Source organism: Stappia sp. ES.058 (assembly GCF_900105595.1).
Classification (GTDB): Bacteria; Pseudomonadota; Alphaproteobacteria; order Rhizobiales; family Stappiaceae; genus Stappia.
In genome coordinates this window covers 369,706-391,214 of record NZ_LT629784.1, presented here as the reverse complement: position 1 = coordinate 391,214, position 21,509 = coordinate 369,706, and the positions used below count along the sequence as shown (strand labels likewise).

At 66.3% G+C, this 21,509-nt stretch carries 20 protein-coding genes; 11 read left to right on the top strand and 9 right to left on the bottom strand.

All coding sequences use genetic code 11. From position 1 onward, the window contains the following. Window positions 1-54: 54 nt before the first annotated feature. The 3 genes from BLU32_RS01845 to BLU32_RS01835 all read left to right on the top strand — a co-directional run bounded on the left by BLU32_RS01845 (window position 55) and on the right by BLU32_RS01835 (window position 5,976). Window positions 55-909 (top strand): patatin-like phospholipase family protein, encoded by an 855-nt coding sequence (locus BLU32_RS01845; RefSeq protein ID WP_093804725.1) that lies wholly within the window; start codon window positions 55-57, stop codon window positions 907-909. Window positions 910-956: 47 nt separating this feature from the next. Next, complete coding sequence (locus BLU32_RS01840; RefSeq protein ID WP_208976960.1) at window positions 957-1,808, top strand: MBL fold metallo-hydrolase; 852 nt, start codon at window positions 957-959, stop codon at window positions 1,806-1,808. 100 nt (window positions 1,809-1,908) lie between these two features. After that, complete coding sequence (locus BLU32_RS01835) at window positions 1,909-5,976, top strand: ankyrin repeat domain-containing protein (protein WP_093804723.1); 4,068 nt, start codon at window positions 1,909-1,911, stop codon at window positions 5,974-5,976. A 98-nt stretch (window positions 5,977-6,074) separates the two neighbouring features. Here the strand turns inward: BLU32_RS01835 and BLU32_RS01830 are convergent, their stop codons facing one another. The 3 genes from BLU32_RS01830 to BLU32_RS01820 all read right to left on the bottom strand — a co-directional run bounded on the left by BLU32_RS01830 (window position 6,075) and on the right by BLU32_RS01820 (window position 8,063). Continuing rightward, the gene (locus BLU32_RS01830) at window positions 6,075-6,419 is read right to left on the bottom strand and encodes an antibiotic biosynthesis monooxygenase (protein WP_093804722.1); all 345 of its coding nucleotides are present in this window, start codon (window positions 6,417-6,419) and stop codon (window positions 6,075-6,077) included. 95 nt (window positions 6,420-6,514) lie between these two features. Then, window positions 6,515-7,240 carry a hypothetical protein gene (locus BLU32_RS01825; protein ID WP_093804721.1) on the bottom strand — a complete coding sequence of 242 codons (726 nt, stop codon included), beginning with the start codon at window positions 7,238-7,240 and terminating at the stop codon, window positions 6,515-6,517. Between the two features lie 109 nt (window positions 7,241-7,349). After that, a complete protein-coding gene (locus tag BLU32_RS01820; protein ID WP_157727451.1) occupies window positions 7,350-8,063 on the bottom strand; it encodes a hypothetical protein in 714 nt (237 codons plus the stop codon). A gap of 223 nt (window positions 8,064-8,286) precedes the next feature. Here BLU32_RS01820 and BLU32_RS01815 point away from each other — a divergent pair, with 223 nt between their 5' ends. After that, window positions 8,287-8,994, top strand: coding sequence for a Crp/Fnr family transcriptional regulator (locus tag BLU32_RS01815; protein ID WP_093804719.1), 708 nt, complete (start codon window positions 8,287-8,289; stop codon window positions 8,992-8,994). A 42-nt stretch (window positions 8,995-9,036) separates the two neighbouring features. On the opposite strand, the gene BLU32_RS01810 is transcribed toward BLU32_RS01815, so the two are convergent. Beyond that, complete coding sequence (locus BLU32_RS01810) at window positions 9,037-9,909, bottom strand: hypothetical protein (RefSeq protein WP_093804718.1); 873 nt, start codon at window positions 9,907-9,909, stop codon at window positions 9,037-9,039. Window positions 9,910-10,341: 432 nt separating this feature from the next. Continuing rightward, a complete protein-coding gene (locus tag BLU32_RS01805; protein WP_208976959.1) occupies window positions 10,342-10,827 on the bottom strand; it encodes a nucleoside deaminase in 486 nt (161 codons plus the stop codon). 139 nt (window positions 10,828-10,966) lie between these two features. On the opposite strand from BLU32_RS01805, the gene BLU32_RS01800 reads away from it, so the two are divergent. Further along, complete coding sequence (locus tag BLU32_RS01800) at window positions 10,967-12,760, top strand: pseudouridine synthase (RefSeq protein WP_093810449.1); 1,794 nt, start codon at window positions 10,967-10,969, stop codon at window positions 12,758-12,760. Continuing rightward, the gene (rsmD, locus tag BLU32_RS01795) at window positions 12,757-13,311 is read left to right on the top strand and encodes a 16S rRNA (guanine(966)-N(2))-methyltransferase RsmD (protein ID WP_093804717.1); all 555 of its coding nucleotides are present in this window, start codon (window positions 12,757-12,759) and stop codon (window positions 13,309-13,311) included. Before BLU32_RS01800 ends, rsmD begins: the two co-directional genes overlap by 4 nt. Window positions 13,312-13,326: 15 nt before the next feature. On the opposite strand, the gene BLU32_RS01790 is transcribed toward rsmD, so the two are convergent. Together BLU32_RS01790 and mutL are read right to left on the bottom strand one after the other, a co-directional pair. Continuing rightward, entirely contained in the window at window positions 13,327-13,617 is a 291-nt protein-coding gene (locus BLU32_RS01790; RefSeq protein ID WP_093804716.1) for a hypothetical protein, read from the bottom strand. Window positions 13,618-13,715: 98 nt separating this feature from the next. Further along, the gene (gene mutL, locus BLU32_RS01785) at window positions 13,716-15,560 is read right to left on the bottom strand and encodes a DNA mismatch repair endonuclease MutL (RefSeq protein WP_093804715.1); all 1,845 of its coding nucleotides are present in this window, start codon (window positions 15,558-15,560) and stop codon (window positions 13,716-13,718) included. Window positions 15,561-15,771: 211 nt separating this feature from the next. Between mutL and BLU32_RS01780 the strand changes: the two genes are divergently transcribed. Continuing rightward, entirely contained in the window at window positions 15,772-16,644 is an 873-nt protein-coding gene (locus BLU32_RS01780; protein ID WP_093804714.1) for a TIGR01459 family HAD-type hydrolase, read from the top strand. Between the two features lie 152 nt (window positions 16,645-16,796). Here the strand turns inward: BLU32_RS01780 and BLU32_RS01775 are convergent, their stop codons facing one another. Continuing rightward, window positions 16,797-17,477, bottom strand: a complete 681-nt coding sequence (locus tag BLU32_RS01775) for a protein phosphatase CheZ (protein ID WP_093804713.1) — start codon at window positions 17,475-17,477, stop codon at window positions 16,797-16,799. Between the two features lie 153 nt (window positions 17,478-17,630). Beyond that, window positions 17,631-18,014, bottom strand: a complete 384-nt coding sequence (locus tag BLU32_RS01770; RefSeq protein ID WP_029060240.1) for a response regulator — start codon at window positions 18,012-18,014, stop codon at window positions 17,631-17,633. A gap of 247 nt (window positions 18,015-18,261) precedes the next feature. Between BLU32_RS01770 and BLU32_RS01765 the strand changes: the two genes are divergently transcribed. The 4 genes from BLU32_RS01765 (at window position 18,262) to lspA (ending at window position 21,374) form a co-directional block, all read left to right on the top strand. Further along, window positions 18,262-18,717 (top strand): MaoC family dehydratase, encoded by a 456-nt coding sequence (locus BLU32_RS01765; protein ID WP_093804712.1) that lies wholly within the window; start codon window positions 18,262-18,264, stop codon window positions 18,715-18,717. Window positions 18,718-18,861: 144 nt separating this feature from the next. Then, complete coding sequence (locus BLU32_RS01760; protein WP_093804711.1) at window positions 18,862-19,875, top strand: bifunctional riboflavin kinase/FAD synthetase; 1,014 nt, start codon at window positions 18,862-18,864, stop codon at window positions 19,873-19,875. Then, window positions 19,872-20,828: a DMT family transporter gene (locus BLU32_RS01755; protein WP_244501776.1), complete on the top strand. Its 957-nt coding sequence runs from the start codon at window positions 19,872-19,874 to the stop codon at window positions 20,826-20,828. The genes BLU32_RS01760 and BLU32_RS01755 overlap by 4 nt, the downstream gene beginning before the upstream one ends. A gap of 57 nt (window positions 20,829-20,885) precedes the next feature. Further along, window positions 20,886-21,374 (top strand): signal peptidase II, encoded by a 489-nt coding sequence (gene lspA / locus BLU32_RS01750; RefSeq protein ID WP_093804710.1) that lies wholly within the window; start codon window positions 20,886-20,888, stop codon window positions 21,372-21,374. Window positions 21,375-21,509: the final 135 nt, after the last annotated feature.

The window sequence follows — 21,509 nt, the reverse complement described above, 5'->3', positions numbered from 1 at the left end:
GGAGTTGATACGCGGCTTGACCCCGGCGACAACGCCCAGGCGCGGAGACACGAAATGACGACACCCCGGATCGGACTGGCGCTTGGCGGCGGCGGCGCGCGCGGCATGGCGCATGTCCCGGTCATGGAGGCCTTCGACGATCTGGGGATCGTGCCGCATGCGATTTCCGGGACCTCGATCGGCGCGATCTTCGGCGCAGCCTACGCCAGCGGCCTGAGCGGCGAGGAGCTGCGCGAGATTTCCACAGCGACCTTCCGCGACCGCAATGCGGTGTTCTCGCGGCTGTGGAAGCTGCGGCCGAGACGCTTCGGCGACATTTTCGGCACGCCCGGCTTCATGCAGTTCGATGCAGGCAAGGTGGTGCATCATTTCGTCGGGGCCCACATTCCCGAAACCTTCGAGGAGTTGAAGATCCCGCTGACGCTGGTCGCAACCGACTTCTTCCGCTGCCGGGAATCGCGGATGGACACCGGTGCCCTGCATTCCGCCGTCGCCGCGTCGATCGCGATACCGGCGCTGTTCAAACCCGTTCTCGTCGGCGAACGGGTCATGGTCGACGGCGGTCTGGTCAATCCCCTCCCCTTCGACGCGCTGCCGGAGGACATCGACATCGTCGTCGCCTCCGACGTCGTCGGCTCGCCAATGCCGCGCAAGGGAAAGACGATCCCGGGCGCGGGCGACGCGGTTTTCGGCGCAACCCAGATCCTGATGCAGTCGATCACGCTGGAGAAACTGAAGACCCGACAGCCGGACATTCTGGTCAAGCCGGACATCGCCGCCTTCCGCGTGCTCGATTTCATGAAGACCGAAAAGATCCTCGCTGCCGCCGAACCGATGCGCGACATGGTCAAGCGGCGCATTTCCGTCGCGATCGAGACATTCGAGGCAAACGGCACCGGCCGGTCTTGAAGCTCTTGCGCGCGAGCCTATCCTTACGCAAGGACAGGGAGGTGCGCATGGCGGTTTCATCACGACGCGATACCGGACGACACGGGTTCCGGCACATGTTGACCCGGCTCGGCGCGAGCGCCCTCGCGCTGGCGGGCCTGACCGGCGCGGCACAGGCCTCCTGCCAGATCCTCGCCGATGCCTGGCGCGCGCCGCCGCCCCTCGTGCAGCGCGCCGCGCTGGTCCAGCCGACAGCCCTTGCCCGCGATCAGGTCGCGATCCGCTACATCGGACATGCCACCTTCGAGATCGAGACGCCGATGGGCGTGCGCATCGCCACCGACTACAACGCCATCCACAAGCCGGAGCGCCTGCCGCGCATCGTGACGATGAACGGCGCGCATGGCACGCATTTCACCATGAACCCGGATCCGGGGATCGAACACGTCCTGCTCGGCTGGAACCCGGACGGCGGGCCGATGGACCACGATCTGCTGGTCGACGACGTGCGCATCCGCAACATCCAGACCAACATCCGCGGCTGGAACGGCGAGACCCGACGGCTCGGCAACTCGATCTTCGTCTTCGAGGTCGCCGACCTGTGCATTGCCCATCTGGGCCATCTGCACCATCGCCTCACGCAAAACGACCTCGCCCGGCTCGGCACCATCGACATCGTCTTCGCCCCCGTCGACAATGCCTCGACGCTGCGCCTCGACAGCATGGTCGAGGTGCTCGAGGCCGTGTCGCCGCGCCTCATCATCCCGATGCATGCCTACACCTACGGCTCGCTGGAGAGCTTCACCGCCCGCATGGTGGGCGAAGGCTATGCGCTGACCTTGAGCGACACGCCGCTGCTGATCGCAAGCCGCGCGTCGCTTCCAGCCGAAACGACGGTGCTGGTGCTTCCCGAGCGCTGAACGGGGAAAAAGTTGCACCGATTGCCAGCGACATTCAGGGATTGAACTTCCGATCCGCCTTCTCCAGACTGCCTTCGGGCATTGCGGAAAAGGGGTGGGCATGGCGGATCCGGTGACCCTGGGTGTCGGGACCTGGGCATTGGGGGTTGCAACGAGTTGGGCGACAGGACAGGTCGTGTCGGTCTGCGCGAAGACCCGGTCCGGAGCGGCCCTTGTCACCCGCGCAACGCAGGTTCGGCAAAGGATCGCCGGACGCCTGTCGGAATCCCTCCGTCAGGCGCCGCTTGAACCAGGCACCAACCACGATCTGCAACGGCTGCTGACGCTGTCGCTTCGCGATGCCGGGCTCGACTGGCTCGCCCGGCTGAACGCCGTTCCCGAGCACGAGCTGTCGCAGGCCGACCCGTCCGATCTGGCGGCGTTCGACGCGCGCGTCCGTCTCTTCATCGAGGCGCGCGGGCGGGACGCGGAGGACAGGACGACGCCGTTCGAGACCGTCGTCGGCGAAGAGATCATGACCCGCGTCGTCGCGGCGGTCCCGGAGGCGACCGTCGCCACGGCGGAGTTGAAGACCACCTGCGCCACGCTCGCAACCGCCTTCCGCGAAACGCTGGAGGCGCGCGACGGCGAAGGGCTTCCCGAAGCGGCCCGCACGCAACTGGACCGCAGCGATGCGGACGGTCTCAACCGCTTCGGCAAGCGCGTGCTCGACAGCTTCATCGAACGGCTGAAAAGCCGCGACCACAGGGAGGCGGCGCGCGCCTTCGACCACCGTGTCGGCGGCGAGATCAGAAGCGGCCTGCAGGAGGTCCGCGAGATGCTGGCGAAGAGCGACGACAACGTGCAGGCGTCGCTTGCCGAACTGGACAAGCGCGCCAACGATATCGACGGCATTGCGCTCTCCGTGGCACGGGTGGAGCAAGATACCGCTTTCATACGGGATCTCTTGCAACGCACCGATCAACGCCTTGCCGCGCGCGGCCGGCTGGCGCTCGACCGCAAGCGCGCGATCGAGACCGACAAATCGTCCTTCGTGCAACTGACGTTTCGCCAAAGGAGCACGCGGGTCGTGGGCCGTGAGCGGGAGCTGGCGCAGCTCCGGGATTTTCTGGAAAGCGACGCGGATTTCGCCTGGTGGCAGATCGCCGGAGAGGGCGGTCAGGGCAAGAGCCGGCTCGCGCTGCACCTCGTCGACGAACTGGACGCCGCCTGGGACGCAGGCTTCATCGATGCAGAGGAGCTTGAAAACTTCGACTGGAAAAGGGAACCCTTTGAGGTGCCGACGCTTTGCATCGTGGATTATGCCGCCGCGCCGCAGAAGGCGGCAAACGTGGTCAAGGCGATCACGGCGCTCGCCGGGCGGGCAGATGGGTCCGCCAATCCGCAGCTCGACGCCCCGGTGCGGCTCCTCGTGCTGGAGCGCGTCGGCTATGCCTTCGATGAGCGCGCGAAAGGCGGCTTCAACTGGCTGCGGTCGGCGAACGCCGATGCGGATCAATCCATCCGCTTGCAAGCGAGCGTTCATCGCAAGGAAACGTGCACCGCTCCCGCCGGTCCGCTGGTCGTCGACGCCCTCGCCGAGGACGAAATGATCGCGGTCGCCAATTCCTGGCGCGCATTCGCCGGAAAGCCGCCGCTCGATCGGTCCCTGGAAACGCGGCTGCTCGACACCCTGCGGGGTCGCCACTCCGATCCGGCCAAAAGCTCCAAGGCCTGGCGGCCTTTGTTTGCGATAATGTTCGCGAGCCTGATCGGCGAAGAGCCTGTCGATGGCGCGCCCCTTGCGCTTGAAACGGATATCGCAACGCTTCTTGGAAAAACCTTCGACAACGAACGGGCGAAGAACTGGCCGCGCCACCCCGATGCCCCCGACCGGCCGAAGGAGATGTCGGCGCGGGCCGGTAACCTCGCCTGTCTCGCCACCATGATCGGCGGCATCGACGCGCAGAGACTGTTCGAAGGTCCGGGACAAAGCGACGCCGCAACCAGGGAGCTTGCGGCGACCTATGGCGACCTGCGGGGCGCGGCGGGACACGATGCCTTTTGCCTGCTCGGCTTCCCGCCGGCCGCGCTCGATCCGGACGGCGACGCCACCTTCCCGGCGCGCGAGCCGGACCTTCTCGGCGAATATATGGTGCTCTGGTGTCTGCGGGATGTGTCGAAACCCGACAAACGCGCCGATGCGCTGGCGCGCGTCGAGACGCTCATCCGCCATGCGGCGACCCTCGACCCCGACATGCTGACCGCTTTCCTGATCCGTCTCAGGGACGACTTTTCAACCAACCCGGTGACACAGGCGCTCGCGGCAGTGCGTTTCCCGGATGCCGATTACAGCGGGTTCGATACGAACCTCGCCGCCTATTACGGACTGGACGGCCTGCTTGCCGCAGCGCTTGCGGGCGGCGCGGACGTCAATCGCAACGATAGCAACGGCGCCTTCCCGCTCCTTTTCGCCGCGCAGGAGGGCCACGCGGACTGCGTCGCGCTGCTGCTCGAGGCCAAGGCCGATCCGAACGCCACTCATCCAACCGACGGCACCTTCCCGCTCCTCATGGCCGCGCAGGAGGGCCACGCAGACTGCGTCAGGCTGCTGCTCGAGGCCAAGGCCGATCCGAACGCCACTCATCCAACCAACGGGACCTTCCCGCTCGGCTTCGCCGCGCAGGAGGGCCACGCAGACTGCGTCAGGCTGCTGCTCGAGGCCAAGGCCGATCCGAACGCCAGAAACCCGAACACCGGCACCTTCCCGCTCCTCATGGCCGCACAGAACGGCCACACAGACTGCGTCAGGCGTCTGCTCGAGGCCAAGGCCGATCCGAACGCCACAAACCCGAACGCCACAAACCCGAACACCGGCAACTTCCCGCTCCTCATGGCCGCGCAGGAGGGCCACGCAGACTGCGTCAGGCGTCTGCTCGAGGCCAAAGCCGATCCGAACGCCACTCATCCAACCGACGGCACCTTCCCGCTCCTCCAAGCCGCGCAGAACGGCCACGCAGATTGCGTCAGGCGTCTGCTCGAGGCCAGTGCCGATCCGAACGCCATCGATCCGGTCGACGGCACCTTCCCGCTCGGCTTCGCCGCGCAGAACGGCCACGCGGACTGCGTCAGGCTGCTGCTCGAGGCCAACGCCGATCCGAACGCCACAGACCCGAACACCGGCACCTACCCGCTCCTCATGGCCGCAAAAAATGGCCACGCAGACTGCGTCGCGCATCTGCTTGGGGCCAACGCCGATCCGAACGCCAGAAACCAGAACACCGGCACCTTCCCGCTCCTCATGGCCGCGCAGAACGGCCACGCAGACTGCGTCACGCTTCTGCTCGAGGCCAACGCCGATCCGAACGCCATCGATCCGGTCGACGGCACCTTCCCGCTCCTCATGGCCGCGCAGGAGGGCCACGCAGACTGCGTCGCGCTGCTGCTCGAGGCCAAGGCCGATCCGAACGCCAGAAACCCGAACACCGGCAACTTCCCGCTCCTCATGGCCGCGCAGGAGGGCCACGCCGACTGCGTCGCGCATCTGCTCGAGGCCAAAGCCGATCCGAACGCCACAGACCCGAACACCGGCACCTTCCCGCTCGGCTTCGCCGCGCAGAACGGCCACGCAGATTGCGTCAGGCGTCTGCTCGAGGCCAGTGCCGATCCGAACGCCATCGATCCGGTCGACGGCACCTTCCCGCTCCTCATGGCCGCGCAGGAGGGCCACGCGGACTGCGTCGCGCATCTGCTCGAGGCCAAAGCCGATCCGAACGCCACAGACCCGAACACCGGCACCTTCCCGCTCCTCATGGCCGCACAGAACGGCCACGCGGACTGCGTCGCGCATCTGCTCGAGGCCAAAGCCGATCCGAACAACGTCAATCAGCAGAACGGCACCTTCCCGCTCCTCATGACCGCGCTGAACGGCCACACAGACTGCGTCAGGCGTCTGCTCGAGGCCAACGCCGATCCGAACGCCACAGACCCGAACACCGGCACCTTCCCGCTCCACTTGGCCGCGCTGAACGGCCACGCCGACTGCGTCACGCTTCTGCTCGAGGCCAACGCCGATCCGAACGCCACTCATCCAACCGACGGCATTTCTCCCCTCGTCCTGGCGTTGCATCGGGACCACGAAGATTGCGTCGCGCTGCTTCTGGAGGCCGGCGCAACACCACCCGCATGATGGCATGATCGACATGACCGACGACGAACCGCTGGCCGGGGACCTGCCGGTCTACGCCCATGGCTTCGACGGGCCGTTCCGCCGCCGGTGGTGAGCGCTCAGCCGTGCAGCGCGACGCTGTCGGCCGGGGCCTCGTCGCGTTCGTTCATGCCGTAGTCGCGCGAAACGCTTGCGACCCTGAGGCGATAGTTGGCGAAATGTGTGTGCCGGCCCTTGCCTTGCGCGATGCGGTGTTCGGCCTGGTGGCGCCAGGCGGAGAGCGCGTCCTCGTCGCGCCAGAAGGAGACGGACAAAAGCTTGCCGGGCTCCGTCAGGCTTTCGAAGCGCTCAACGGATATGAACCCGTCGACGTCGGCGAGCAACGGCTTGAGCTCGGCGGCGATGTCCAGATACGCCCCCGTGTGACCGTCCTTCGGCCAGACTTCGAAAATCACGGCGATCATGATCGGATCTCCTTTCACGCGTGGCGGCGGCGCCAAGCCGCAGCTTGCGCATATATCGCAAGAAAGGACACCGGGTCGAGGCCGAAGCCGCAGGGTCAGCTCGGCTGAAAGGTGTTGCTGGCGGTGTAGGTGAGCCGCACGATCGGCGCGCCGGCGAAGTCGATGGCATAGGCCTTCGACACGACCGTCGCCGACAGGACATCGCCCGGAGTTGTCCGGGACGACGCGGCAAGAATGGCGTAGCTGGCGGCGGGCACCAGCGTTTCGGTGAGATTGGGCAGGTACTGAATGGCCCGGGTTGCCGCATAGCGGCCCGCCGTGTCCGCCTCGCCGATGGCCCAGGAGCCGGCGTAGTAGACAAGGGCGGCGGCCTGCAGGGTGGCGTTGGGAACATCGCCATTGCTCGACATGGTCAAATCCGGATTGCTGCTGGCGCCAACCGAAATCAGTTTCGGCGCGCCCTGCCCGGCCGATCCGGTGAAGCCGGTCTCAACCGTGTTGTTGCCGCCGACGGCCATCGGTGCCGCGAGCGTTTCCATGAAGGTGCCGGCGCCCTTCGACGTGATCTCGCCGAGCGCATAGGCGAAATCCTGCGACCAGAAGAAGTAACCGGCGGACACGATGCCGTCGACCTTGCCCGGAATGACCCCGACGAGCCAGGCAAGCGGCAAGGGTGCGGGAGCGTTTGGCGCGACGGTGGCGGTTCCCGGATCGGCCAGCATCACAAAGGTCTGGTCGGCGGCGCTTTCGTTCAGCACCTCCACATTGAAGGGCAGCCTCGCTTCTTCGGCTTCGGGCAACCGACCGCGTTTGAACGGCATTTGGATCGCACTCCCTGTCCCGTCTCCACCGGATCCGCGCCGCGCAGCACGACCAGACCTCCCGGGCGAACACTCGCCCGGGAGGTCTGCGATCCGTGTGTCGCGGCGGCTACGCCGGCTCGAACTGGTTGTTCGCGGTGAACTTGAGGGTCTTCGTCGTCACGCCGTCGAAGACGACCTTGTAGGCTGCAGACGAAATGGCCGTGTCGATCACCTGCCCTTCGACGAAGGAACCGGAGATGATGTAGTAGGTCGGCTTCGGCGTGAACTGGTACAAAAGGTTCGGCAGAAGCTCGACCACCACGGTCGGCTTGTTGTTCATGCCGATGCCGACGTTGATCGTCATGTTTTGAGACTGTGTCTCGGCGTGGGTGGGGATCTTGCCGTCGGCCTGAACCTGGATCTCGCCGGTGGTGCCGGAAGACGGATTGCTGGGAAACGCCGGCGCGCCGTTCGGGAAAGTCCCGAGATAGGTGACGTCGAGCATGTTGTCGCTGTCGATGGCGACACCGATGTTGCTTGCCGTCGTGAAGCGGCGCGGATCGGTCGTTGTGCCGATGTCCTGCACGTAGCCGGTGTTGGCCGAATAATCGATCTGCCAGCTGAAGGACGACTGGCTCGGATTGCTCGGACTGCCGGGGGCGGCCGTTCCCAGCATCCAGGCAAGCGACAACGGGTCGCTGGACGGACCGACGATGTTGGGAATGGTCTGGAACATCGCAAACTGCTGCAACTGGCTGTTCTCGTTGAGAACGGTCAGGCTGTAGGCCTGTGCGGCTTCGAGATCTTCCTTGGCCGGGCGGGCTCCCATTCGAAATGTCATTCGCTCTCTCCAATTCGGTTTCGACCAATGATCGGGTCGGCCCGTCCTGCTTCGACCGGAACGCCGGGGCCGCCCGCTGCACCTGCGTGACCGCGTCAGCGCCAGGCAGCTTTCATCGTATGTCGCAAGCGAAAGATCACCTGTTCCCCGGGATACAATTAAAAATTGAATCGTCAATTAGATCTAACTGAGGTTGCATTTTGGGAAGTCTACGCGGGGGCTCATGTTGCAGAACCAGACCCAAGCCGAACGATTGGCGTTTCTCAGGTCCCTGTTCCTCTTCGAGCACTTCGACGAGACGCTGCTGAACCGCGAGACCGCGCCCTTGCGCGAGACCACCTATACAGCCGGCCAGACCGTCTTTCCGCAGGGAGAGCACCTCGACACCGCGGTGATCGTGATATCGGGGTCAATCGCGCTCTCGCTTGCGTCCGAGGAGGGCAAGGAGGTCATCATCCGCGAGTTGACCTGCGGCGACATTTTCGGCGAAATCGAATTGATCACGGGGGGCACCACTCAGTGCGAGGCGTGCGCCCAGACCCGGACACGGGTGTTGCGCATCACCCACAGCGTGTTCGAACGGCTGCTGGAGGACGCGACCTTCACCCGCAAGCTGCTGTTGCGGGTCTGCAGCCAGGTGCGAGAGATCCTCGATTTCACCGAAACCACGTCGCTCTACACGCTCGAGACCCGGCTGGCCCGGCTTTTGATCAAACTCGGCGACCAGGACGGGCGCAATGTCGACGGCGGCATCCTGATCGACCGGCCGATCTCCCAAAGCGTGATCGGGCAGATGATCAATGCCAGCCGCCCGAAGATCAATCTCCAGATGCGGCGCTGGCATGTCGCGGAATTCATCCGCGTGCAGGGAAGCCGCATCACCATTCTCGATCCCGACGCCCTGAGTGCGCTGTCGCGGCCGATGCGCTAGGGCGTGGACCGCGACAGGTCGTGTTTGTGCCTGTCGCGCCGCCTACTGGCAGCCGGCCGCGACATAGTCGACGAGGTCCTGAGTGAGATCCTTGAACACCGGTCCGTAGACCTTCCCGCCACTGCCGGAGGAAATCGAACTCACCGCCGTGTAGGGCGCCGCGGCGCCGATGAACCACGCCCCGCCGCTTGCGCCCTGGGTGAGGTCGTTGGGTTCGGCCTGAAAGGCGTCTCCGATCGTTGCAATACGCTGGGAGGGCTGCTTGTACATATGCGCTCCGTCCTCCTTCGCGACCGGATAGCCGATCAGCGTCACATCGACGAAATCGGCGTCCTTGCCGAGCGCGAACTTGCCAGCATCGGAATTCGCGGACGTCTTGAGGATCGCATAATCCAGCGCGCTTTTCTGCGGAGAAGGCGCATCGTCGGCAATGCCTGGCCAGCCGGCGAGCACCGCGGCATTCTCGATGTCGAACTTCGTGCCGCCGCCGCCGTCATACGCCCGGTAGAAGGTGATGTTGGTCGCCTGATTGCCGCCCTTGTACATGCTGTGAGCGGCCGCGAGCACGGTATTGTCCTTGGACAGAAACTGTGCACTCGCCGAATAGTCGTTGCCACCGCGCGAATAGAAGAGCTTGCCACCGTAGGAATAGGGCGCAACCGCAACATCCGCCTTGCTCGAGGCCACCATCGGTGCCGCGAGCGCGTCCGCACCCGGCGGTGTGGTCAGGCCGAAGGTCTCCGGCACGGCGGCTGCGCGGCGATCCGGAGTCCAGTATTCGACATCCGCCGCAAGCTGCGCCGGGCTCGGGTCCCAGCACACGAAGCGGTCATCCGCCGCGGATGCGGGCGATCCCGCCGCAACAGCCGCCGCAGCCACGCCGCACAGCATCACAATCGCTCGTTCGATCGACATCGCGTCCTCCAATTTGCCTTGCCTTGAAACCAGACGGGCCGGTCGCGCCGGGTCCCGTACACGGGAAAGCTCCCGTTCGCAGGAAAAGCCTGCCACGCCCGGGCGCCGACCTCAGTCCCGGAGGGAACAGGCCGCAGGCAAACACGACAGGAGGCAAAATGCGGGACTAGGGTCAGGACCTGTTGATATGACTGCGATGGTCGGAGCGGATGTGTGCGGATACGAGGAGCAAGCCCGCCGGAAGGCTGGAGCCTTTCAAGGGATTGCGACATGGTATCCCGTGCGGATCCGCCCGATCCGAAGGACGCTCGGGCTGACGTCGACCTGTGGCGTCAAAGCCCTCGACCGGGGGAACGGCCCCGCTCTTCGAGCTTTTCCTTGCATCTCTCGTCATCTCGAACGCCATTTCAGTCATGGCAACAGGTCCTGACCCTAGATGCCGCCGTCGCGGCGGGTGCGAAAAAAGTCGCGCAGGAGCGTTGCGGCATCGCGCTCTGCCAGTCCTGAATAGACCTCCGGCGCATGATGGCAGGTCGGCTGCGCATAAAGGCGCACGCCGTGTTCCACCGCGCCGCCCTTGGGATCGCCGGCGCCGAAATAGACGCGGCGCAGGCGCGCAAAGGAAATCGCCGCCGCGCACATCGGGCAGGGTTCGAGCGTAACGTAAAGATCGCAGCCCGGGAGCCGCTGGCTGTTGGCTTTCGCGCAGGCCGCGCGCAGCACCAGAACCTCGGCATGGGCGGTCGGATCGCGGAGTTCGAGGGTGCGGTTGCCGTCGGCGGCCAACACCTCGCCATCGCGCACCAGAACCGCGCCGACAGGCACTTCACCGCGCGCCGCCGCAAGCCGCGCCTGGGCAAGCGCAAGGTCCATGAAGCCGGTATCGGCCGGGCAGGGGGAAGCTCGATCTACGCTCATCGCGGCGGAGCCTATCGCCGGTCCGCGAAAAAGGAAACGGACAAGACCGCGCGCAAGTCGCAACCCTTGCCGGAAATGCATGACGCCCGCGCGAAAAGCCCGCTTCCCCGGGATCGGCGGCTCTGGTATGACGCGCGCCATGACCAAAGACAAACGCCCCCCGCGCGGAACCGACCGCACGTCCAGACCGACACGCGCGCCCGACGGCGCCCCACGTCCGTCCCGCCCGGAGGGCCGCGGCCCGAAACGCCCGTTCCAGAAGGCAGGGGCGGGAAAGCCGTCGCCCAAGCGCGACAAGAGCCAGCCGCCGGCAACCGAGAGCGCGAAGAGCAACGCGGGCGAGCGCGTGGCCAAGGTCATGGCGCGCGCCGGGCTGTGCTCGCGCCGAACGGCGGAAAGCTGGATCGTGGACGGCCGGGTCGCGGTCAACGGCAAGCTCTTGACGACACCCGCCGTCACCGTCACCGCCAGCGACAAGATCACGATCGATGGCGAGCCGATGCCGGAGCGCGAGCGCACCCGGCTGTGGCTCTATCACAAGCCGCGCGGGCTGGTGACGACGAACCACGACCCGGAAGGCCGGCCGACCGTGTTCGACCGCCTGCCGAAGACGCTGCCGCGCGTTTTGACCATCGGACGGCTCGACATCAACACCGAAGGCCTGCTGCTGCTGACCAACGACGGCGGCCTTGGCCGGGTGCTGGAGCTGCCCGCTACCGGCTGGCTGCGCCGTTACCGGGTGCGCGCCTATGGCCGCATCACCCAGGACAAGCTCGACGCGCTGGCCGACGGCATCGCCATCGACGGCGTCTTCTACGGTGCCATCGAGGCCACGATCGACAAGGCGCAGGGCGACAACGTCTGGCTCACAATCGCGCTCCGGGAAGGCAAGAACCGCGAAATCAAGAAGGTGCTCGAGCATCTTGGTATGGTCGTGAACCGGTTGATCCGCGTGTCCTTCGGACCCTTCCAGCTGGCCGATCTCGACGAGGGCGACGTGCGCGAGATCCGCGGCCGGGTGCTGCGCGACCAGTTGGGCGACCGGCTGGCCGACGAAGCCGGTGTCGATTTCGAGGCACCGATCCTCACCGCATCCGATGGCGAGGAGACCGCCAAGCCGGCCCGTGCGCCGCGCGGCCCCGCGCCCCGGCAAAGCGAAGGTCGCTACCTCAGTGCCCGCGAGGGAAAGGCGGAGACGACGGCCCGGGCGACCAAGGGCAAGCCGGCACGCGGAAAACCCGCCGGTGGCGATGCCCGCCGTGGCGAGCGGCCCGACAAGGCACAGGCAGACAAACCGGCCTATGTCTCGCCGCGCTCGCGCTTCCGCTTCACATCCGACATGAAGCCGCGACCGGTGGAGGAAACGAAGCTCGGTCGCAAGCGCCGCATCTGGGAGGAGGACGGCTCGCTGGTGGAAGACCGCGCGCCGCCGCCCGAGGACGGCGGCCAGGGTCGTGGCGGGCCGGGGCGTGGTGGTCCGGGTCGTGGCGCCCCGGCACGCGGAGCCCCCTCGCGTGGCGGTGCGCCGCGCGGTGGTGCAGGCGGTCGGGAACGGGACGCAGCCCCGCGTGGCGAGCGGGATCGCCCGCAACGCGATGGCGACAGGCCGTCGAGAGGCGGGCCGGCACGCGACAGACCGCCGCGCAGTGGCGCGGATCGCGACAGCGCCCCGCGCCCCGGCAAGCGGGAACGCGATGCGGGCGGACGTGACACAGTCGGACGGAACGCCGGCGAACGCGGCGGGCGCGGAAATTCAGGACCAAGATCCTCGGGACCGCGACATTCAGGCCCCGCCGGCGGCTCGCGTGGTTCGGGTCCGGGCGCAGGCGGTCCCCGTAGCGCAGGTCCGCGCGGGTCCGGTCCGAAAGGCGCAGGCCCGAAGGGTCCGCGCGGCGACGGGGGCAAGGGTCCGCGCGGCGGAGGCGGGCGGTGAGGATCGTTGCCGGGCGCTTCAGGGGCAAACCCCTTGAGGCACCGCGCGGGTCCGAAACGCGGCCGACGAGCGACCGTCTGCGCGAGACAATGTTCAACGTGCTCGCGCATTCTCATCCCGAGGCGCTCGACGAGACGCGCGTTCTCGACCTGTTTGCAGGGTCCGGCGCGCTTGGGCTGGAAGCGCTGAGCCGGGGCGCGCGCCATTGCACCTTCATCGAGGAGGCGACGGCAGCGCGCGGCGCGATCCGCACCAATGTGGAAGCGCTCGGGCTGACGGGCGCCACCAAGATCTTTCGCCGCGACGCCACCCGTCTCGGTGCGGCCGGAACCATCCCGCCCTTCGATCTGGTTTTCGCCGACCCGCCCTATCGCAAGGAGCTCGGCGAGGCAGCACTTGCCTCGGCCCGGGCCGGTGGCTGGCTTGCGCCCGGCGCGCTGGCCATCCTGGAAGAAGACGCCCGCACCGAGATCGCCATTCCGGACGGGTTCGAGGTTCTCGACCGCCGCACCGTCGGCGACAGCCAGATTGTTTTTCTGAAAACCATCTGACGCCCCGCGCAGTGCTCAGACATGGGCCGAAGGGCGGGCGGACGGACGGCTGCGCCTGAGCACCTGGGCCATCGGCGCGGGGGCCCGGTCTTCCAGCCCGCTCATCAGCCGGTTGAAATCGAGATTGCGACGCCGGCGCGCCCTCAGCCAGCGGATCGCCTGCCGGCTTGTCGAAAGGATCAGGACAAGGCCGCCCACCAGCAGCGGCACGCCGGTCGGGATCGGCAGCCAGATCGTGAGGAGGCCGAGCACGATCAGGACGACCGCAGCGCTCCAAGCGAATATCGGGGCAAGTCTCCGGCTCATGTGTGGATCCCGATCCGCGATGCGCCGGTCAGCCGGCGCCCTGCGCTTCCTGCCACGCGGACAGCGACCGTTTCGTGACGAAAGCCTGCACGCTTGCGCTATTTGCGCCCGAACAGGCGTTCGATATCGGCGAGCTTCAGTTCGATCCAGGTCGGGCGGCCATGGTTGCACTGGCCGGAGTTCGGCGTCGCCTCCATGTCGCGCAGCAGTGCGTCCATTTCCTGCGGCCGCATCCGGCGTCCCGCGCGCACCGAGCCGTGACAGGCCATGGTGGCGGCGACATGATCGAGCCGCTCGCGCACACGCGTCGCCTTGTCCCATTCCGCAAGATCGTCTGCAAGATCGCGAACGAGGCCGCGAATGTCGATCTGGCCAAGCATTGCCGGCGTTTCCCGCACGGCAATGGCGCCGGGACCGAAGGCCTCCAGCACCAGACCGACCGCCTCCAGTTCCCCGGCCCGCTCCGCAAGGCGCGCGACGTCTTCCTCCGGCAGTTCGACGATTTCCGGAATCAGCAGCCCCTGCCGCGCAACACCGCGTTCCGCCAGCGCGCTCTTCAGCCGTTCGTAGACGAGACGCTCGTGCGCGGCATGCTGGTCGACGATGACAAGCCCGGTTTCGGTCTGCGCGATCACATAGGTCTCGTGGATCTGCGCACGCGCGGCCCCGAGCGGACGCGCCATGCGATCCTCCGGCGCCGCATCCTCATGCGCGCGCGCATCCGCAGAGGGCTGGCTGACCGCCGCGAAGCCCGCCTGATCGGGCGCGTCGAAGCCGGCGTCCGCTTGCAGCGGGCGGTAGGCGGAGGTGCGCCAGTCCGTCGTTCCCCGTCTGTCGGGCATCGCACGCCAGTCGCGCGCCGCGGCACCGCCTGCCCCCGACACACCACCGCCCGCCCCGCCGGAAAAGGCGGCGAGCGCCGCCGTGGCATTGTGCGAGGACGCCATGTGTCCCGCCGCCGCGAAGGCCTGTTTCAGCGCGCCGACCACCAGCCCGCGCACGAGTTGGGCGTCGCGAAAGCGCACGTCCGCCTTGGCCGGATGCACGTTGACGTCGACCAGTCGCGGGTCGACCTCGATGAAGAGCGCCACCACCGGATGGCGGTCGCGCGCCAGCACATCGGCATAGGCACCGCGCAGCGCCGACATCAAGAGCTTGTCGCGCACAGGCCGGCCGTTGACGAAAAAGAACTGCGCCAGCGTGTTGGCGCGGTGATAGGTCGGAAGTCCCGCAAGCCCGTAGAGCCGGACATCCTCGCGCTCCGCGTCGATCTCGCAGGCGTTGTCGACGAACTCCTGGCCCATCACCTGCGCCATGCGCGCCTGCAGCGCGGTCTCGCCAGTGGCCGAGGCATAGGTGAGCGTCTGGCGGTCGCTGCCCGACAGCTCGAAGCGCACGGACGGATGCGCCAGCGCCAGCCGCTTGACGACGTCGGTGATCGCGGAAGCCTCCGCCCGGTCGGACTTGAGAAACTTCAGCCGCGCCGGCGTTGCGAAAAAGAGGTCCCGGACCTCCACCTGGGTCCCGGACGGACGACTGGCCGGGCGGATCTCCCCGCGCGCGCCACCTTCAACGGGAATGGTCCAGCCATGCGGATCGTCGGCGTGGCGCGAGGTGAGCGAGAGGCGCCCGACCGCGCCGATGGAGGGCAGCGCCTCGCCGCGAAAGCCGAGCGAGCGGATATCGAAGAGATCGTCCTCGGAGAGTTTCGACGTGCAATGCCGGCCGATGGCGAGCGGAAGGTCGTCGCCGCGCATGCCGGATCCGTCGTCATCGACCCGAATCAGCGTCTTGCCGCCGGCGGCCGTCGCCACGGAAATCCGGCGCGCGCCGGCATCGATGGCGTTTTCCACCAGTTCCTTGACCACACTGGCGGGACGCTCGATCACCTCGCCGGCGGCGATCTGGTTGATCGCATGGTCGCTCAACTGCCGGATCGTCATTGCAGCTCCCTGCCGGTTTTCCTCGCCTGTGCGAGCCGTCGCGTAGCTCATGTGCGGGCCTTCACGGGCTGCACCGCTTTCCTTCGCGGGGGCGGATCGTCTATGGTCCGCCCGCGCCGCCACATGATCATCATGTCGTTGGGCGATTCTCCGCCTGCAACAGTATCAGACTTCCCTCCCGGCAAGATCCCGCCGCAGCCAAGAGAGAGCCATGTCCACACACAATCCGCTTCTCGTTCCAGGCCTCTCGGCCCTGGCACCCGGATACAAGGCCGTGCTTTGCGATGTGTGGGGCGTGCTGCACAATGGCGTTTCCGCGTTTCCAAAGGCCTGCGAGGCGCTGCAGCGCTATCGGGCGGAGACCGGCGGCAAGGTCGTGCTGATCACCAACGCGCCGCGCCCTTCTCCGCCGATCCTGGAACAGCTCGCCCGCCTCTACGTGCCGCGCGATGCCTTCGACGCCGTGGTGACGTCGGGCGACGTCACCCGCGCCCAGCTTCAGGCGCACGGCGACGTCCCGGTGATGCACATCGGCCCGGAGCGGGATCACAGCCTGTTTGAGGGCCTGGACCTGACGCTCACCGACGAAGCGGGCGCCGGCCAGGCGGTGTGCACCGGGCTCGTCGACGACGAGCGCGAAACGCCGGAGGACTACCGCGCGCTTCTGGAGCGAATGATCGCACGCGACCTGCCGCTCTTGTGCGCCAATCCCGACATCGTCGTGGAACGCGGCGACACGCTGATCTGGTGCGCGGGTGCGATCGCCCGGCTCTATGAGGACCTCGGCGGCCGGGTCATCATCCTGGGAAAACCGCATGCGCCGATCTACGAGGCGGCCCTTGCCCGCGTCGCCGAGCTTGCCGGCGAGCCTGTCGCCAAGGCGGATATCCTGGCGATCGGCGATGGGCTGCCGACGGACATCCGCGGTGCGGTGGCGAACGAGATCGACGTGCTGTTCATCACCGGCGGGATTCACGGCGCGGATTTCGGCCTCACCGGCGCTCCTGTGGAGAGCCTCGTGCGCAAACGGCTTGAAGAGGAAGGGCTTCGGGCCCGTGCGGCGATCGCCGGGCTTGTCTGGTAGGTGCACCTACACCTGACCGCGCAAGAGAAAAAGCCGGCCCCCTTTCGGGAACCGGCTTTCAGGTATCCGGCCACTCGCGGGGGCGCTGGCCAGGCAATGCGGCACCTCTTGAAGGGTGCCGGAAACTCCGGAGCGCACCGTATCGGGCGCGCCTAGCCGAAAAGCTTGTCGATCTCGTCCTGGGATCCTTGCGACATCATGTCGTCGACGTCGGACTGGGACACGCCCTCGCCAGCATGCTGGGGACCGTGCAGGATAAGGTCGCGTTTGCGCCGGTCTTCGTCGGTTTCCTCGGCGGGCGCGTCATCGCCTTCGGTGATACGAAGCCGCTCGACGAAACCGGTGACCCGGCGATCGATCGCGTTCAGGGCACTCACCACCTTGGAAATGCGCTGACCGGTGATGTCCTGAAACGCGCAGGCCTCGAACATCTCGATCATCTTGTCGTTGACGAACGCGCGGTATTCGGCCGGATCCATGTCGTCGTCAGCCGCCATGATCTTCTCTGCCGACTCCATGATCGTTTCGGTCGCGGATTCGGTCGCCTCGACGATGGCGTCGAGTTCGCGTCCCGCTTCCGGGATCTGGTTGTCCTTCATGTCGTTGGGGCGAAGCTGCAGGATCTCGGTCTTCAGCCGCGAAATCTCCCCCGCAATCGCCGTCAGTTCGGCAGTGATCGTCGGCTGCACAGCGCCTAGGAACTCGTGCATCGACCCGGTCATCATCTCCGCCAGGTCGATCACGTCGTTCAGCGTCACATCGCCATCGCGATCCTTGTTCTGCTCAAGGAACGTGATCAGGCCCGCAACGTCTTCTTTTCTGAGAGCGCCCATGTCACCCCTTCTCATTTGCCGGGACCGGATACAGGTTTCCCTGCCCCGCGCCTGTGGCGCGGAAATCCCCTGTGCGCACAAGCACGCACGTTCCCTGTTCACCGGCAGCACCGCTGCCGGAGACAAAACTCTGTCGGTGTCGACGGAAGCCGGTTATTCGGCGAACACCGCCTCGATCTTGCCCTTCAACGTCTGCGCGTTGAACGGTTTCACGATGTAGTTGTTCACGCCCGCCTTCTTCGCGGCGATCACGTTCTCCGTCTTGGATTCCGCGGTGACCATGATGAAGGGGGTCTTGCAGAGACCGGCGTCGGCCCTGACCTGCTTCAGCAGCTCATATCCGGTCATCGGTTCCATGTTCCAGTCGGAGATGACCAGGCCATAGCGGCGCTGCTTCATCTTCTCCAGCGCTTCCGTACCGTCGGCAGCGTCGTCGATATCCTCGAAACCGAGCTGCTTGAGCAGGTTTCGAATGATGCGGATCATGGTTTTGTAGTCGTCCACCACGAGGACCGGCATCTGAACATCAAGGGCCATTGTTTACTCCATACTGTCAATCTGCCCGACCCGTTGAACGGGCGTCTGATGCTTTGTTGTCTTCAGGAGGACGACACATTTGATGTCTCCGCCTCCCCACGCTGTTAGACATTAGACGCCGGGGGCTGAAAACTCCGTTAATTTGCCAGTCCCGTCTTCCTCAAAAGCTCAATTGCCCTCGCGCACCCCAGCGCATAGCCTCGCAGAACACCAATATTTCACCCAAAGGGAGGAAAAGGATCGCACCATGCTTACCCTACAGACACTGTATTTCGAGGACCTTTCCGTCGGGCAAAGCGAAAGTCTCGTCAAGACAGTGAGCTCCTCGGATGTCATTGGTTTTGCGGAAGTGTCCGGCGACCGAAACCCGATTCACCTGTCCGAACACTTCGCCGCCCGCACCCCGTTCCGCACCCGCATCGCCCATGGCCTCTACACCGCAAGCCTGATTTCCGCGGTTCTTGGGACGCGGCTGCCCGGCCCGGGCGCGATCTATCTCTCCCAGACGCTGAATTTTCGCGCGCCGGTGCGAATCGGCGACGACGTCACGGTGACGGTCACCGTCGCGGAACTGATGGAAAAGGGAAACCGCGCCCGGCTCGACTGCACATGCGCGGTCGGCGAGACGGTGGTTCTGGAAGGCGAGGCAATGGTGAAGGTGCCGGCCCGCGGCGACAGCGAAAGCGACGACCCGCGCGCTTGACGTTTCCCGGGAGAATGGGCAGGGTCCGCGAAACCTCCGGGCAGACTGCGATTTCGCGGGGATGTCCGGCAGAGCCTGCCGGCCTCGCGCCGGCCTTCTTTCCGTTTCGGCCGGCCACCGCGGCCGGTGAGTGGCCCGACCCAGATGAACGAACACCCGCCTTCCCGCTTTGTCGCCATCGACGCGCTTGACGCCTTCCCCGCCGGCCTGCGCGGCGGTGTCGTCGCGATCGGAAATTTCGACGGGGTGCATCGCGGCCATCGCCGGGTGCTGGAAACCGCGCTGTCGCATGCGCAGGATGCTGGCGTTCCGGCCTACGCACTGACCTTCGAGCCGCATCCGCGTAGCGTCTTTCAGCCCGACACGCCGGTCTTTCGTCTCACCCCGCCGGCGCAAAAGGCACGCATCCTCGCGGCGATGGGGCTCGACGGGATCGTCTCCGTGCCCTTCACCCGGGCCTTCGCCGGCATCGAGGCGGAAGCCTTCGTCACGGATATCCTTCAGGCACGTCTGGGGATCGTTCACGCGGTGACCGGCTATGACTTCCATTTCGGACGGGCCCGGCGCGGCACGCCGGAATTCCTGAGCCAGGCAGGGGTCGTCGACGGCTTCGGCGTGACCATCGTGGCGGCGGAGACCGACGAAAGCGCCACGGCGGTGTCCTCGAGCCGCATCCGAGCGGCGCTGGCGGAGGGTGACATCGCGCTCGCCAATGCGCTGCTGGGCTATCGCTGGTCGGTGGAGGCCGAGGTGCGCCACGGCGAGAAACGCGGGCGCGACCTTGGCTATCCGACCGCAAATCTGGCCCTTGCTCCCGAAACACAGCTTGCTCACGGGATCTACGCCGTCCGGGTGTTGCTCGACGGGCGCTGGATCGACGGCGTGGCGAGCTTCGGCCGCCGCCCGACCTTCGACAATGGCGCACCGCTGCTGGAAGTGTTTCTGTTCGACTTTTCCGGCGACCTCTACGGCAAGACCCTGCGCGTGACGCTGGCCAGCTATCTCCGCCCGGAGCTTCGCTTCGACAGCGCGGACGCGCTGGTTTCCCAGATGGATCGCGACAGTGCCGAAGCGCGTGCCGCGCTCGCCAGCCTGACCCCGCTCGGGTCGCTCGACAGCACCCTGAACGGTCTCCCCGGCGAAGCGGCGAGCGGGTGAGCGCGCCCCTTCCCATCCCCGCGCCCAGCATCACCGTGATGCGCGGTATCGCCTTGATGAGCTTCGCGATGCTGATGGTGCCGCTGATGGATACGGTGGCGAAATACCTGACCGGGGCCCTGCCGCCGCTTCAGATCACGCTCGGCCGGTTCGGTTTCCAGATGCTCTTTGCATTCCTGACCGCGGCGATCGGGCCAGGGCTCGCTGCCTTGAAGGCGCCGCGCCTGTGGCCGCATCTGCTTCGCGGCTTTTTCCTGTCCGGCGCTTCGGCCTGCTTCTTCACCGCCTTGAAGACCATGCCCGTCGCCGACGCCATTGCGATCTTCTTCGTCGAACCGATGATCCTGACCGTGCTGTCCGCGCTTCTGCTGGGCGAATCCGTCGGGCCGCGCCGCTGGAGCGCGGTCTTCGTCGGGCTGATCGGCGCGATGATCATCATCCGCCCGGGCTTCACGGCCTTCGGGCCGACCGCGCTGCTGCCGCTCGCCGCCGCCTTCCTGTTCGCGCTCTATCTCGTGATCACCCGCCGCCTGTCGGGCGAAGGTTCCATGCTGAGCGTGCAGTTTTCCGCAGGACTTGGCGGCGCAATCCTGCTCGGTGCGCTGACCGCCGGCGGAACGATGGCCGGGATCGAGGACGCCACGCCGGTGATGCCGGACCTTCCCTCCTGGGGACTTCTGGCAATTGTCGGCGCGATTTCCTTCTTCGCGCACGGACTGATCGTCAAGGCCTTCGCCGGCGCCCCGGCCTCGGTGCTGGCCCCCTTCAACTATCTGGAGATCGTCAGTGCCACGCTCTTCGGGTATCTGGTGTTCGGCGATTTTCCCGACGGGCCGACGTGGGTCGGGATTGCGCTGATCGTCGGCAGCGGCATCTATATCGCCCACCGCGAACACCGGCTAAGCCGTGCCGAGATGGCCGCGCGCGCCACCCGCACCGGCCCGCCGGACTGAGCGCGGTCCTCACCGCGCTGGACCACGCAACCGCACCACCTGGATACGGAAACCGACATGACACGATCGCGCCTCTGGGGACCGAAGAGCGGCTTGATCCTGGCGATCACGCTGGCCGGACTTGCCGCCGACCAGGGCTTCAAGGCCTGGATGCTCCACGGCTACGAGATCGCCGCAAGGGGCCGGGTCGCCGTCACGCCTTTCCTCGATCTGGTGATGGTGTGGAACTACGGCGTCTCCTACGGACTGTTCCAGCAGGACGGCGCCGTCGGCCGTTGGGTGCTGGTTGCGGTAACGCTCGTCATTTCGGTGGTGTTCTGGGTCTGGGGCGCGCAAGGTGACAGGCGGCTGCCGGCGATCTCCTTCGGACTGGTGCTGGCCGGCGCGATCGGCAACGGCATCGATCGCGTGGTCTATGGGGCGGTTGCAGACTTCTTTCATTTCCACGTCGGCAGCTTCTCCTGGTACGTGTTCAACCTCGCCGACGTGTGGATCGTTGCCGGCGTGGCCGGCCTGCTGTATGACAGTTTTCAAAAGCGGCCCTAATGATGCCGTATTGGGCCGTCTGAGTGCACCTGCCGCAAAGGGACCGGTGCCGGTCCGCTTTGAGCCGCCTTTCGCATGCAAGTGACCCGGCCGAACCGCTTTCCCGAAAGCGATTGCTGCCGGAAACCGTATAAG

Bases quoted from the DNA above. Each gene is read 5' to 3' on its own strand.
- BLU32_RS01810 (WP_093804718.1), bottom strand. From the start codon at position 9,909: ATGTCGATCGAACGAGCGATTGTGATGCTGTGCGGCGTGGCTGCGGCG.
- BLU32_RS01780 (WP_093804714.1), top strand. From the start codon at position 15,772: ATGTCCACACACAATCCGCTTCTCGTTCCAGGCCTCTCGGCCCTGGCA.
- BLU32_RS01835 (WP_093804723.1), top strand. From the start codon at position 1,909: ATGGCGGATCCGGTGACCCTGGGTGTCGGGACCTGGGCATTGGGGGTT.
- BLU32_RS01800 (WP_093810449.1), top strand. From the start codon at position 10,967: ATGACCAAAGACAAACGCCCCCCGCGCGGAACCGACCGCACGTCCAGA.
- BLU32_RS01775 (WP_093804713.1), bottom strand. From the start codon at position 17,477: ATGGGCGCTCTCAGAAAAGAAGACGTTGCGGGCCTGATCACGTTCCTT.
- lspA (WP_093804710.1), top strand. From the start codon at position 20,886: ATGACACGATCGCGCCTCTGGGGACCGAAGAGCGGCTTGATCCTGGCG.
- BLU32_RS01790 (WP_093804716.1), bottom strand. From the start codon at position 13,617: ATGAGCCGGAGACTTGCCCCGATATTCGCTTGGAGCGCTGCGGTCGTC.
- BLU32_RS01815 (WP_093804719.1), top strand. From the start codon at position 8,287: ATGTTGCAGAACCAGACCCAAGCCGAACGATTGGCGTTTCTCAGGTCC.
- BLU32_RS01805 (WP_208976959.1), bottom strand. From the start codon at position 10,827: ATGAGCGTAGATCGAGCTTCCCCCTGCCCGGCCGATACCGGCTTCATG.
- BLU32_RS01845 (WP_093804725.1), top strand. From the start codon at position 55: ATGACGACACCCCGGATCGGACTGGCGCTTGGCGGCGGCGGCGCGCGC.
- BLU32_RS01830 (WP_093804722.1), bottom strand. From the start codon at position 6,419: ATGATCGCCGTGATTTTCGAAGTCTGGCCGAAGGACGGTCACACGGGG.
- BLU32_RS01770 (WP_029060240.1), bottom strand. From the start codon at position 18,014: ATGGCCCTTGATGTTCAGATGCCGGTCCTCGTGGTGGACGACTACAAA.
- BLU32_RS01840 (WP_208976960.1), top strand. From the start codon at position 957: ATGGCGGTTTCATCACGACGCGATACCGGACGACACGGGTTCCGGCAC.
- BLU32_RS01765 (WP_093804712.1), top strand. From the start codon at position 18,262: ATGCTTACCCTACAGACACTGTATTTCGAGGACCTTTCCGTCGGGCAA.
- BLU32_RS01825 (WP_093804721.1), bottom strand. From the start codon at position 7,240: ATGCCGTTCAAACGCGGTCGGTTGCCCGAAGCCGAAGAAGCGAGGCTG.
- mutL (WP_093804715.1), bottom strand. From the start codon at position 15,560: ATGACGATCCGGCAGTTGAGCGACCATGCGATCAACCAGATCGCCGCC.
- BLU32_RS01820 (WP_157727451.1), bottom strand. From the start codon at position 8,063: ATGACATTTCGAATGGGAGCCCGCCCGGCCAAGGAAGATCTCGAAGCC.
- BLU32_RS01760 (WP_093804711.1), top strand. From the start codon at position 18,862: ATGAACGAACACCCGCCTTCCCGCTTTGTCGCCATCGACGCGCTTGAC.